The organism is Paenibacillus sp. 01T431, from assembly GCF_056398625.1.
On the sequence record NZ_JBFTPT010000005.1, the window covers coordinates 236,464 to 249,373 of the forward strand.

Consider the following 12,910-nt stretch of genomic DNA (forward strand, 5'->3'; position numbering starts at 1 on the left):
AGTGAGCATTAATCGGCATTAGGCAAGAACGTGGAGCAGCGTCTTTGCTTTCATCCCAAACAGAGAATGGAGAAGGATACTTTGATATCATCTACTACTGTTCATATCATTTCACACACCCATTGGGACAGGGAATGGTACTTGCCATATGAGAAGCACCATGTTAGATTAATTGCGCTCATCGACCGTTTGCTTGAGACGCTGGAGCGAGATTCGGATTTCAAAAGCTTCCATCTTGATGGCCAGACGATTATATTAGAAGACTATTTGCAAATTCGTCCGGAAAAAAGAGCGCTGCTTGAGCAGTATGTTCGCGAAGGACGCATTCATATTGGACCGTGGTATATTTTGCAGGATGAATTTTTGACGAGCGGTGAAGCAAATGTGCGCAATCTCGTTTATGGACACCGAGATGCCATGCAGTTCGGCAAAGTTGCAAAGGTGGGTTATTTCCCGGATTCGTTCGGGAACATTGGGCAAGCACCGCAGCTGATGCTGCAAGCAGGGATCAAGAATGCTGTGTTCGGACGCGGTGTGAAGCCAACTGGCTTTAATAATGAAGTTTCTCAAACGAAAGCCTACGAATCACCGTTCTCCGAGATGATTTGGGAGGCTCCTGACGGCTCAAGAGTGATCGGCATTCTGTTCGCCAATTGGTACAGCAACGGCAATGAAATTCCAACTGATCCTGAAGCTGCGGGTGCTTATTGGCAGCGTAAATTAAAGGATGTCGCCGAGTATGCTTCAACGCCCCACTGGCTCATGATGAATGGCTGCGATCATCAGCCGGTGCAGACGGATGTAGCACAAGCTATTGCGACAGCGCAGCAGCTATTTCCGGAATATCAATTTGTCCATTCGAATTTTGAAGATTATATTGGGGCGGTAACCGCATCGCTTCCTGAGAAATTGTCCGTCGTCAAAGGTGAACTAAGAAGCCAGCATACCGATGGCTGGTCGACGCTAGTTAATACGGCATCTTCGCGAATCTATCTTAAGCAAATGAACCAAACAGGCCAGGCGCTGCTGGAGAAAGTGGCCGAACCGATAGCAGCCTTTGCTTATTTGACAGGCCATGCTTATCCTCATCATCTATTCACTTATGCTTGGAAAACATTGATGCAAAACCATCCGCATGACAGCATTTGCGGATGCAGTGTCGATGAGGTCCATGCAGAGATGGTGACCCGTTTTGTCAAAAGCAAGCATGTCGCCGAAAGTATTATCGAAGACAGCTTATCCGCAGTCGCTTCGAAGGTAGATACGAGCGGATTTGCTTCCTTTGGAGAGGTTGCTTCTACACTCGTTGTTGTTAATACAACGGGCTGGCTGCGTTCTGGTGTTGTTTCCACTGATGTTGAGATCGAGCGCATCTATTTCAATAGTGGAATAGATTTTTACACGATGAAGCAGCGACTGAAGGAAATTGATTTAGCAGGCCTACACCTCGTGGAGTCAGAGGGCAGCAAGGTATCCAGCGGCTTAGAAGATCTAGGCGTACAATTCGGATACGATTTGCCCGAGGATCAGTTCCGTCAGCCTTATTTTGCTAGAAAAGTACGTATTCGATTTGAGGCGCATGGCGTACCAGCACTTGGCTACAAAACCTATGCGCTGATTAGAAATGACTACTCTAAACAGCTTCAAGCTGAAGAAGGCTCTCTAATTAGAAATGAACGAGAGATGGGCAATGATTATTTGACCGTAACGATCGCTGATGACGGTTCCTTGACTATTGTTGATCATCGTTCGAATGAAGTGCTACACAATCAGTGTATATATGAAGATACAGGAGACATCGGTAATGAGTATATGTACCGCCAGCCAAACGGTGACGTCCCGCTGACAACGAGAGGTCTTCAAGCCGAAATACGCATAACGGAAGATACACCTTTTCAAGCCAGCTTTGAAATTACGCACCAGATGTTAATCCCGAAGTCGGCAGAAGAGCTGTTGCAGCAGGAGAGAGAAGAGCTGATTTGGTTTACTGGACGAAAATCAGGCAGGTCGGATAAGCTCATTCCTTTTACGATTAAGACGAAGGTATCACTTAACAAAAACGGGCAAGCACTGCAAATAGAAACCACCTTTAACAACGAGGCTCTTGACCATCGTTTGCGTATGTTGTTCCCAGTAGACTTTCATTCGCAGACTCACTTGGCAGATTCAATCTTTGAAGTGGTGGAGCGGGATAATACCCCTTCGGAGGAATGGAGAAACCCAAGCAATTGTCAGCATCAGCAAGCTTTTGTGACGTTGATTGGCGAGAAGCAGGGTGTTACGATCGCCAACCTTGGTTTAAATGAATATGAAGTTTTGCGAGATGAAGATGAAAACAATACCATTGCGGTTACTTTGCTGCGTGCGGTGGGAGAGCTAGGTGATTGGGGATATTTCCCGACCCCTGAGGCGCAGTGTCTCGGCGAGCATACGGTTAAGCTTGAAATTATACCTTTTCCGGTGGAGAATCAACATGCAAAGTCGGAGTTCATTGGACATGGAGCTATGGCATCGATGAAGGAAGCTTATCAATATCAAATTCCATGGATAGTGAAGCAGACGGGTACACATGAGGGTGAGCTTCCAAGCCGTTTTTCCTTTATGCAATGGGAGGGTGACAAACTATGTTTGTCTGCTCTTAAGGTATCGGAGAACACGGGGGATTTGATCGCGCGCTGGTATAATCTATCACGAGATGAGCAAACGTTAAGCGTATACCCTTCGCTGGGCGTGAACGCAGCACATCGCAGCAGCGTTATGGAACAGAGGCTGGAGGAATCAGAGCTTGGCCGAATGGTGGTTCGTCCCGCTGAAATCATTACGCTTAGTTTAGATGTTTCTTTGTAAATTAGCATACGGAGTATAACACACCCCTAACTGTCTTTGAGAAACGGTTGGGGGTGTGCTATATTTCAAGAGGGATGAGGATGACATGGACGTAAGCATCAAGTTTGCGGCATGGGCAAATATTATGAAAACAAGGGGAAGGTGTTACGGATGAAAAGAGTACTGCTGCTCGGAGATTCGATCCGAATGGGCTATGAACCGCTTGTGCGCGAGGCTTTGAATGAAACGGCAGAGGTTGTTGCACCTGAGGAGAACGGCAGATTTGCGAAACATACGTTATGGGGAGTTAACTTGTGGATCAGAGATCTGGGCAAACCAGATATCGTTCATTGGAACAACGGATTATGGGATTTGCATCATGAAGCGCCAATGGTCGAGGCACTAACTTCATTAGAAGAATATTTGGAAACGCTTAAACGGACGGCAAATGAGCTGCAAAGAACGGGTGCAAACATCATATTTGCAACAACGACGCCTGTTCCAGCCGATGCGATTGGGCGCAGCAATGCAGAGATTGATTTATACAATGCGGCAGCTGTAAAGCTGATGGAAAGCCTGGGCATACAAATAAATGATCTGAACGCTACCATAAAAGAAGATCTAGCGTTACATATTTGCGAGGACCGTTTGCACTTATCTGAACGAGGAAATCGTAGATGCGCGGAGAAAGTCATCGAGCACATACATCAATATTTGTAATGTAAGGAGTAAAGGAAATGGCAGTCCAAAGCCTGTAGCTAGGCCGGACTGCCATTTCTTGTTTTAACGGATAAGGTTCACATCGTCGCATCGATCAAAAAAAGCGGTTTGCTGCTGCAAAGAGGCTTCATCATTTTTGCAAGCGTGTATAGCTTTGGCGAAGTTGCTTGCGCACATTGAAATATACTCCTTACCATACGCTGCCGTCGACAATGAAGGATCGCCCGCAATCTGATTTGGGAACTCCATATACCAATGGATGCCAGCGGACAACCTATGCTCCGTTAGCGTTCGTCCAAGACCTTTGGACTCCCACTCGCCTGGATTCAAACGGTCCATATGGACTAGAGACGGATTAATATGAAGAATTTGCGATGTTTCCATATGATCGGCATGCCCATAGTCATCTGGCGTTTCATAGGATTGATCAAGATGAGCAAGCTGCTCGGCATTTAATTCCCATAGATTATAGGCGTACACAACATAATCCTTGCGTTCATCAAGCATCGTTTGGACGAAATAGCTCAGCAGATTGTTATTGCCGCCGTGCCCATTGGCCAAAATAATTTTGTTGAAGCCGTTGCGCCTAATTTCCTTGCACACTTCCTGCAAGAGGCGCAGCTGCAGCTCACTGCCAAGAGCAACTGTGCCTGTGTAATGCTTCACCTCGGATACTTGGCCGAAAATATAATAAGGAAAAATAACACAGGACTCTAATTGAGCTGACTTCTCTACAATTTCTCTAGCGATCATCATATCCGTTCCGAGGGGAAGATGATCGCCATGCTTTTCAAGACAGCCGATCGGCAGCACACAGACTCGGTTCGTTGACTTCACGGCCGCCTCAAATTCCTTGACGGTTAAGTTTTCCCATAACATACAGTTGGTCCTCTCTGTGTTGTTTAGTGCGCTGCCTTGGATACGTAAACGAGAATAATGGTTTCCAAATAATTAAGATCCGCAGCCATTCGTTTTTTAACTTCTACGTTCAAAGCACGATCCGATTCGATACGCTCCAGAAGCTTCTCTATTTTCTTAAGTGCTTCTTTGGCGTCCTTGCCAACTGATTTTTTATCCTTCCAGCTTTTTTCAAGCTGCTCCAGCTCTTTTACATATTTCTTATCGTTATCCATCCCATTGAACGGGACATAAATCTGTTTGATTTTGCGCTGCATTTCGGAAATGATCGTTTTGAAGGATGTTAAAACATCTTTGTCTGGCACGATGGCGGGTTTGCTGTAGAGCCCTGCTAAAAGCGCCTTGTCATATTCATTTCCAAACAACGATTCAAATTCGAACAAAGCTGAGCCGGAGACGCCTACTGCGACGGAGTCGTTTATTTGTTTAAGCAGCATCTCCTTCGTTAAGCCAAGATTCGTTCCGACACCAATGACGATCAGCGCTTTGTTGTTTGCGAGTGCAACGGAGTTTAAGGAATCAGTGGCAACAGATGAAGCGTCTGGATGATAGGACATCGGAAAGAGCTGGTCGATATAGTTTTTGGCAATCCAGTCCTTTGGCTCTTGGTGCATGAACTCTGGCCCATTCACGTAGTTCGGCCATACGGCTGCGGAGACTCGGATATCCGGCTTCAATTTTTTGGCTTCACTGGAGATCCGATATACGAACTCATTAATCGTATTTTTTCTAAAATCAACCCACGCTTGCCAAAGGTTGTCGCCGGGACGAAGGTCGATCGGATCTGCGCCATGCTTCTGCTTGAACAGATTGCGCGTATAAGAGTCATAACCAAAATCGTTCGTGTAATCACCTGCATCGGGATAACGAATATAGTCCAAATGCAAGCCGTCTACTTTATATTTCTGAAGCAGCTCCTTATAAATTTCAGAAACAAAGTCCCGTACTTCAGGCCTTATAGGGTTGAGGAAATAGTACTGGGTGTTGTAAAGTGGAACGTCTTGATAATCATGGCCTTGTCTACTAATCATGGACCATTCCGGCTTAAGGCTTCTGACGGGACCTGCCATACTGCCGACGCCTACCAAAAAGTTTTCTACCCACGCATGAACCTCGATGCCTGCTTTTTTGGCTTCTGTTATATAGGCGTTCAATACGTCAAAACCGCCATAAATCGGATTTTGAGCAGCTAGCGGATGGCTCGTTGGGTAAATCGTAAAGCCATTCCACCACGTCTCTAAGTAAATGGAGTTGATATTTAAAGCGTGAAGCTTCGCAATATGCTGCTGAACCTGCTCGAGATTCGTTTCCTTCGGACGAATCCAAATGGATCGATGGTCTACAGCGCGGGATTCATAGCCCATGAAGCTGGCTTTCTCCACCCGTGCGTTCAGCTCTGCGAACTGGACCGTGAAGGAAGCGAAATCACCTTGTGCAATCTGGCTTTTCAAATCGACCAATGCTGCTTGTGCAGATGTAATTTGCTGTTCCATACCGTTATAGTTAATGTCTAGAAACTGCTGCTTGGAGAGAATAAGCTTTTGCTTCGCGGCATCTATTCCTATTTGCGCTTTATCCAGATAGGATTCTGGCGTGAACAGAAATAACGCTTGTTTCTCATCCGTGAGCAGCTTGAAGCTGCTGCCTATGGATACATGCTCGCTTAGCCAGCTTGCTTTGACGCCATGCCCGGATATGACATATCCGCCAGCTGGAATGGTAGAATTATTGCCGCTCACCTGCGTGACCTTGCCTTCCGAGTTTACGACAACCTCGTAACCCCAAGGATTCGTTCCCGTTGCTGCGCCATAGCTGTTGTCGTAAATAATGAGCTGATCCGTTCCGCGGTGTCCGGGGTATGGTTCATTGCTGCCGTCATCCCAGCCTCCGGGATTATCTTCTCTCGTTCGCGGATTTAAGGCGTCGTATCCTATTTTGGAGGCTTCAACTAACACTTCATTGTTCATATTCAATTCAACGGCATCTCCAATCCGCACAGTTCCATTTAATTTGGCAAAAAACGGACTTTCAGCTTGAATAGAGAGAACGTATCCACTTGCAGGAATGGATGAGTTGTTATCGAGCCAATTGCCGCTAGTATCCTGCGTCATCGTTGCTATTCGCGTAACGGAACCTCCGTCAACGGTGATCTCCATGCCCCATGGATTTGTTTTTGTTGCAGGGCCGTATTCTGGCAAGTACAGAACGATATCCGCCGCTCCGCGCCCTGCATTAACCTGAGTAATTGGAACGATCTCTTCATTAACGGTAAAATATTGGGCTGGATAAACCGAAATAGGAAAGCTCGTTGTAATGGAATCTCCAATCTTGAAGCCGCTGATCAATGAAGCTTTGTTTCCCGTTCCAGTTATGACGTATCCGTTAGCAGGAATATAAGTGCCGTTAGTGCTGTTTGTATATATGGCTGTAACGATTTCGTTTGTAATGATGGCTTCTGTTGTCGGAACGAGCGGAGGTTTTGTTGTGGTTCCGTAGCTGCGGGTAAATATCATGAGTTTGTTGTCTTGACTCTCTTGATTAATGAGGTCAACGATGTGGTTTGTGCCGTCCTCAAGCGTAATGGATGGCTGGTCAGGAGAAGCGGGCTCTGAGAAGGCGGTTGAAGAAATGCTGATCAGAAGAAGGGCAACACAAAGAACGAGATTAAACAATCGTTTGGTCATCATGGCATACACCTCGAATCTTCTCATTTGTACGCATAAAACAGAACCTTACACTTCACCGCCTTTCGGATAAAGTAGCTGTTCATGTTCATGATGGATTGTTTATCTAGCAGTAGTGTAACAGCAAGCGGATTGTTTTTCCATAAATTTTATAAAAAGAGGATAATATTTTTATTTTCAAGCTATCGCTTCAAATTTTCTGGCCAATGCGTCTCAATGCCTTGATTTTGAATAAGCGTTAAAAAAGCTTCCAGATGCAGCTTATTTTCTCGTACTTCATGCGGGGTGACTTGATTTATAATGGAGTAAGCGGCTAAATAACCTGCTGATTCACCGATGTTCCATTCGGTTGGATGCAGTCGGTAGCAGCCGTTTGTAATTTGAGTGGTGCCAATATTTTTACAGGCAGGGAGCAAATTTTTCATCCGAACGGGGAGGAGGGCTCCGAGCGGAATTTCGTAAGGCAAGCTGGGAATGTAGAAGCCGCGATTGGATTTTGTTGTTGTGTGGAGATCTAGATGATAACTTCCGACGCCTACACTGTCCTCATATCGTTTGATCCCTTGATCCCCCCTGATTTCGAGGCTGACATCATGCTCCGTAATCGTATATTTCGCCTTTATTCTGCGAGATTCCCGTATATAAGGATGTTTGGCAATACCATCTTCTGTTCCAACAATGTCACCGCGAAGTCGAAGGCCGGGATAACCAATGCCTCCATCTGGACGCGGTGCTTCCGTTTGCAGCCAATAAACGAGCGATAGACTTTGCTGACGCGCACTCTTCAAATGTTTTTGTTTTTCTTCCTCAGTTACCTCATAAATAGGTCCTAAATAATAATCGTTTTGTGCCCAGTTAATTAAAGTGATATCGCTTTCAAACGAGCCTTCTTTAAACAAAGAACGGTCAATAATGCGCCTGTAAGTCCAGAAGGGCATGGGTTCTTTCCCATCGGGGATGAAGATGATTTCTTTGTCCTGATCCTTGTCATGAATGTCTCCCATTTTCCAGCCGAACAGCGGGAAGCGTGAATGCGCAGGAATGAAGCTTCGCCAAAAGTCATACTGCTCTGGTTTCTCAATCGTATAATCTGCATTCTCCATGTGATCCAAAGCAAAAACATACGTAAAGGATTGCATATCAAGGGAATCGGCCTGTTCGAGCGCATGCGGTTCTCCTGTTTCAGCTTTTGCTTCAGCTCCTGATACATACTCTGCACCGGCAAGAGGAAGAAGGTCGCCGCATTCGGTCGCGTCCAAATAGTAGGAGCCATGCAGCTTCTTCATTTCACCTGAGGTGATATGTTTGATAAGGACAGATTCAATCAAGTCTTCGTTTGTTTCAGAGGACTCTAAATGATAGCCGAGTAGAATAGTTATTTTTCCACTACTGATATGAGGAGCAAGCATAGTCTCAAGCACATGAAGCGCGGCTTTTGGCTCATGGCAAAGTCGGCTGACCCAGCCGTTTCCTGGGTTTAGGCGATCATTATTTTTGGCGTCTTCTACTAAGGGATAGTTTTCCTTGTAATAACGGCGAATACGGTTGCGAAACTCACGATATGTACGGGTACAGCCGAAGCTTTCAATCCAAGGATGCTCGTCGGGAGGAACGGCTTGACTAGTCAACTGCCCGCCAATCCAATCTGTTTCTTCCGTAACAATCACCTTCATGCCTAACTTAGCTGAGGATAGTGCAGCCATGCATCCACCAAGCCCTCCGCCAAGTATAATGATGTCAGCCGTAATCGATTGTTGTTCCATTCGAGTCCCTCCCTTCTAGAATTGAATGAAAATTTGCTATATCGTAACACGAGATAGAGATTATATCCACCAATTATGATATTATTAAAAAAAATATCTTTTTCAAAATTATGGCAGTCCATGAAGCCAATATCCGAACATTATTTTAATTTGTGAAAGTCAATTGAAGGAAAGAGGAGGGATTCTATTGCCTCAAGATATCAGTATGCAATGGGTTACGAGTCTTTGTATTCATTATGATATTGGAGTGCCTCTCATTCAGCCAAGTCCAGTCACTGGCGGTTTGCTTCATCACATGTGGAAGCTCAGCACAACAGAAGGCCAATTCGCCTTGAAAATATTAAACCCTGAAATTATGTCAAGAGCAGGTGTCTTGTCCAACTATTTGCTCTCGGAGCGTATTGCAGCAGCCGCAGCAAGTGCAGGTATACCTGCCGTCTTAGCAAAGACAGTTAATAATGACATCATTACTCAGGTTTCTGGTGTGGATGTTATGCTATTTGATTGGATTGATGGAGCTGTCATTACTCCCGCTGATTGCCGCAGGGAACACGCAAGTATAATTGGAGCTTTGCTTCATAAGATTCACAACTTAAAATTCGAGGAGCAGCATAGCCCACTCTGGACTTCCTTCGGGCAGGACTACTTGAGGGAATTGATAGATGATGGACTTAGGACAGCGACGCCATGGGCGCAGCAGATTGATGCTGGATTCAATGACTTGTTAGAATGGAATCATCAGTATCAGCAAGCCAGCCAGATGTTGAACGATAGCCAGTGCTTCAGCCATCGCGATTTGAATCCGAAAAACGTCGTTTGGAAGGACGGTCTTCATCCGCATATTATTGACTGGGAAGCAGCTGGTTCAACAAATCCAACAATGGAGCTATTTGATGCTGCCTTAAGCTGGAGCGGGATTGATACGGGTCACGTCAATAAAGAGATTTTTATGACGATGCTAGGCTCATATCAAAAGGCCGGTGGGACAGAGCTAACGCATGTGAATGAAGCTTTCTACGGCAGAATGGGCAGCATGCTCGAATGGATGGAGTACAATATGAGACGTTCACTGCACAAAGATATTTTCGGTGAGCCGGAGCAGCAGCTTGGCAATGAGCAGGTGCTGTTGACCTTCTCGTCCTTAAAGGAAATGTCAGCAAATATTGATGAGTGGATGGAATGGATAGAGGAGAGGGATCAGAATGAAACCAGCAATCAATAAAAAAATTATCGTCATTGCCCACCGAGGTGCGGCCGGGTATGCACCCGAGAATACGATGGCGTCCTTTCAGCTTGCGATAGAGATGAAGGCTGATTTCTTGGAACTGGATATTCAGCTTACAAAGGATGGGCAGCTTGTTGTTATTCATGATACAGAGGTTGATCGTACGAGTAATGGCAGAGGCAAGGTGCTGGACTTTACGATGGCTCAGCTGAGTGAACTGGACGCAGGAAGCTGGTTTAATGCGAAATTTGAAGGTGAACGAATTCCAACACTATCAGAGGTATTCGACTTATGCAAAGGGAAAATCGGTATCTTAATCGAGATTAAGGCGCCTTGGCTATATCCGGGGATAGAGCAGAAGTTAGCCGAAGAGCTGCGTGCTCACGGCATGCTGGATGAAGATCCTGCTTCTATTATTGTTCAATCTTTTGATCAGAGCTCTGTGAAGCGATTTAGTGCTATTATGTCCCAGGTTTTAGTTGGTTTGCTTGTTTATCAGTCTGAAGATGTAACGGCAGAGAAGCTTCAAGAAACAGCCGTGTATGCGGATTATGTGAACCCGAGCTTGAATCTCGTTACAAAAAGTTTCGTAGATACCATTCATGCATTAGGCAAAAAAACGACGCCTTGGACGGTTCGTTCGGCAGCGGAAGTGCCGCCATTGCTCGATCTTAACGTTGATGGCATTATTACCGATTATCCTGATTATGTGAAGTGATAGGGATTGATCAGGATGTTTTGAGGGTATTACCTTTATTGTAAGCCATGAGTAGATCATTTAACTATTTAGATAAGTACACTATGAAGCGAGCTGATACGATGAAGATGGCAGGTCAAAAAATTAACCAATCCAATACGCTTTTGTTGATTTCGAGTATATATACTTCCTTGACCAAAGCGGAAAAAAAAGTAGCCGACTATGTGAAATCAAATCCCGAGGAAGCGGTTATGGCGACGGTAACCGATTTATCTGAGCAGGCGGGGGTAGGCGAAACGTCCGTTATTCGGTTTTGCCGCAAGTTAGGCTTCCGCGGTTATCAAGAGTTTAAGCTTTCTATTGCGCAGGATTTGGTCAACCGTCCGTCGTACTCGACCGTTGAAATAGAAGAAGAAGACAGCACGCTGACGAAGGCAAGAAAGATTACGCTTCGCAACGAAATGATGCTGAAAAATACGCTTGATCTAATCAATCCGGCGGATTTGGAGAAAGCAGTCCATCGGATGCTCGCAGCGGACAAAATTTATATTTTTGGAGTAGGATCATCCGGTATTACAGCGCTTGATCTTCATTATAGGCTGATGCGAATTGGAATGAATGTGGAGGCGCATAGGGATTCCCATATTATCGCCATGTCTGCATCGCTTGTGAAGAAAGGGGAAGTGGTGTTTGGCATATCAACCTCGGGGAGCACGAGGGATCTGGTAGATCCGCTGCGACAAGCGAGAGCTAATGGAGCTGAGGTCATTTGTTTGACAAGCCATATGCGTTCTCCGATAACAGCACATGCCGACACCATTTTATTGGTGCCCTCACGTGAGATGCCTACCGAAGGCGGTTCTTGGTCAACAAAAATTACTCAGGTACATTTATTGGATATTTTGTGCAATTTGTTGTCTCATAAGAAATATAATGCCACAGAAGCTTTGGAGAAGACGGCTCGCTCCGTCGTAGACAAGCTGTATTAATGGATAGGGCACTCTTTCGATCATATCGCAAAGCCCATCAAAAATAGGGCTGTCTCAAAAGCGTTTAGCTTCTGAAGGAATTGCTCACATGAAAAATAGCCGTACAGGAGAGCTATTCCTGTACGGCTATTTTTCTATTCTGGTCTGTATTTGTTTGCTTCATCAGATCGTGGAAAAGCGAAAGCCACCTGACCTCTAGACTAACCTTAGGCAAGCAGCAGAGCAGAAAACGCCGAAATCCCCGGTTATTCTTGATCTGCCCGATTATACTTTCGGGTTCAATCATTCGTCTTACCGACAACGCATATCCTTACACTTTTCCTTTGTTTTAATGCTATTTTGAGAAGTCTCCAACTCCAATTTCCGCGATCTATGTCCAGCTATCCTGCAAAATTGCAGGAACTTCGCCCATGTTTAGCTGTGGTGGAGATCTATGTTGTATTTTTGCAATAACTTGCTATATGATCTGCCATTTTAGTACTTTAAGAACGCTTATATTGTAGGAAATACAGTATAGCTGCACGTAAGTGTGAGAAAGAAGCCGCTATCCTGCGAATATGCAATATAGAAAATAATGAAGGACAATGTAGAAGTGCAGAGTTGCCGAATTAGAAAAGGGGATATCCCAAAAGGGTAAACCTGAGAGAGAGAATCTCATAGGATGTGCAAAAGAACCTTCAAAACCACTATGAAAGTGAATCTGAAGGTTCTTTTTTGCCAGCATATTACGTGAAAAGTGGGGGCTGAATGATTCGGAAATTGCTTTAGGGTCAGCCCCCTTTTCTTTGATGGGTCTCTATGAAGATAAAGAGCGCTTATTGCCCTGCTTCGTCCTGCTTCTCCGCTGCGAAAGATTGGATGCTTTCTTTGCGGCGCTCGTTTTTAGCTTCAATCGATTGCTGCTGATCCGAAGATAATTCATCAGCAAATTCATTTAAGTACTGTTCAGCTTCTTGCAAATTTTCTTTTGTGTTGTTAATATGCTGCTGCAAATGAGCGGCATTATCTTCTCTGTTGTCTGGTTTAGCCATTTGTAATCCTCCTCTCTGTACAATAGTCCTAGTTAAGATGTCCGACAAGCACCGAAA

Annotated in this window: 9 protein-coding genes and 1 pseudogene; 5 read left to right on the forward strand and 5 right to left on the reverse strand. The window is 45.1% G+C overall.

Annotated elements, in window-relative coordinates; all coding sequences use genetic code 11:
- Positions 1-66: 66 nt before the first annotated feature.
- Complete coding sequence (locus tag AC1DM9_RS11135; RefSeq protein WP_477579980.1) at positions 67-2,847, forward strand: alpha-mannosidase; 2,781 nt, start codon at positions 67-69, stop codon at positions 2,845-2,847.
- Between the two features lie 150 nt (positions 2,848-2,997).
- Positions 2,998-3,546 carry an SGNH/GDSL hydrolase family protein gene (locus AC1DM9_RS11140; RefSeq protein ID WP_477550724.1) on the forward strand — a complete coding sequence of 183 codons (549 nt, stop codon included), beginning with the start codon at positions 2,998-3,000 and terminating at the stop codon, positions 3,544-3,546.
- A 63-nt stretch (positions 3,547-3,609) separates the two neighbouring features.
- On the opposite strand, the gene AC1DM9_RS11145 is transcribed toward AC1DM9_RS11140, so the two are convergent.
- The 3 genes from AC1DM9_RS11145 to AC1DM9_RS11155 all read right to left on the reverse strand — a co-directional run bounded on the left by AC1DM9_RS11145 (position 3,610) and on the right by AC1DM9_RS11155 (position 8,911).
- On the reverse strand, positions 3,610-4,425 hold the full coding sequence (locus AC1DM9_RS11145; RefSeq protein ID WP_477511190.1) for a creatininase family protein: 816 nt from the start codon (positions 4,423-4,425) through the stop codon (positions 3,610-3,612).
- Positions 4,426-4,448: 23 nt separating this feature from the next.
- Complete coding sequence (locus AC1DM9_RS11150; RefSeq protein ID WP_477579982.1) at positions 4,449-7,175, reverse strand: glycoside hydrolase family 10-like protein; 2,727 nt, start codon at positions 7,173-7,175, stop codon at positions 4,449-4,451.
- Positions 7,176-7,330: 155 nt separating this feature from the next.
- Positions 7,331-8,911 carry an FAD-dependent oxidoreductase gene (locus tag AC1DM9_RS11155; protein WP_477511188.1) on the reverse strand — a complete coding sequence of 527 codons (1,581 nt, stop codon included), beginning with the start codon at positions 8,909-8,911 and terminating at the stop codon, positions 7,331-7,333.
- Between the two features lie 187 nt (positions 8,912-9,098).
- Here AC1DM9_RS11155 and AC1DM9_RS11160 point away from each other — a divergent pair, with 187 nt between their 5' ends.
- From AC1DM9_RS11160 to AC1DM9_RS11170, 3 genes are all read left to right on the forward strand, one after another.
- Entirely contained in the window at positions 9,099-10,133 is a 1,035-nt protein-coding gene (locus AC1DM9_RS11160; RefSeq protein ID WP_477579985.1) for a phosphotransferase, read from the forward strand.
- Positions 10,114-10,854, forward strand: a complete 741-nt coding sequence (locus tag AC1DM9_RS11165) for a glycerophosphodiester phosphodiesterase (RefSeq protein ID WP_477511186.1) — start codon at positions 10,114-10,116, stop codon at positions 10,852-10,854. Before AC1DM9_RS11160 ends, AC1DM9_RS11165 begins: the two co-directional genes overlap by 20 nt.
- A gap of 101 nt (positions 10,855-10,955) precedes the next feature.
- Positions 10,956-11,822 (forward strand): MurR/RpiR family transcriptional regulator, encoded by an 867-nt coding sequence (locus tag AC1DM9_RS11170; RefSeq protein ID WP_477550822.1) that lies wholly within the window; start codon positions 10,956-10,958, stop codon positions 11,820-11,822.
- Positions 11,823-11,934: 112 nt separating this feature from the next.
- On the opposite strand, the pseudogene AC1DM9_RS11175 reads toward AC1DM9_RS11170, so the two are convergent.
- Positions 11,935-12,132 (reverse strand): annotated as a pseudogene (locus AC1DM9_RS11175) (transposase); the annotation flags it as partial.
- Between the two features lie 505 nt (positions 12,133-12,637).
- Entirely contained in the window at positions 12,638-12,853 is a 216-nt protein-coding gene (gene tlp, locus AC1DM9_RS11180; protein WP_076270030.1) for a small acid-soluble spore protein Tlp, read from the reverse strand.
- Between the last annotated feature and the right edge of the window lie 57 nt (positions 12,854-12,910).

Coding starts and splice junctions, on each gene's coding strand:
- AC1DM9_RS11170 (WP_477550822.1), top strand. CDS start 10,956: ATGAAGATGGCAGGTCAAAAAATTAACCAATCCAATACGCTTTTGTTG.
- tlp (WP_076270030.1), bottom strand. CDS start 12,853: ATGGCTAAACCAGACAACAGAGAAGATAATGCCGCTCATTTGCAGCAG.
- AC1DM9_RS11135 (WP_477579980.1), top strand. CDS start 67: ATGGAGAAGGATACTTTGATATCATCTACTACTGTTCATATCATTTCA.
- AC1DM9_RS11140 (WP_477550724.1), top strand. CDS start 2,998: ATGAAAAGAGTACTGCTGCTCGGAGATTCGATCCGAATGGGCTATGAA.
- AC1DM9_RS11145 (WP_477511190.1), bottom strand. CDS start 4,425: ATGTTATGGGAAAACTTAACCGTCAAGGAATTTGAGGCGGCCGTGAAG.
- AC1DM9_RS11155 (WP_477511188.1), bottom strand. CDS start 8,911: ATGGAACAACAATCGATTACGGCTGACATCATTATACTTGGCGGAGGG.
- AC1DM9_RS11165 (WP_477511186.1), top strand. CDS start 10,114: ATGAAACCAGCAATCAATAAAAAAATTATCGTCATTGCCCACCGAGGT.
- AC1DM9_RS11150 (WP_477579982.1), bottom strand. CDS start 7,175: ATGAGAAGATTCGAGGTGTATGCCATGATGACCAAACGATTGTTTAAT.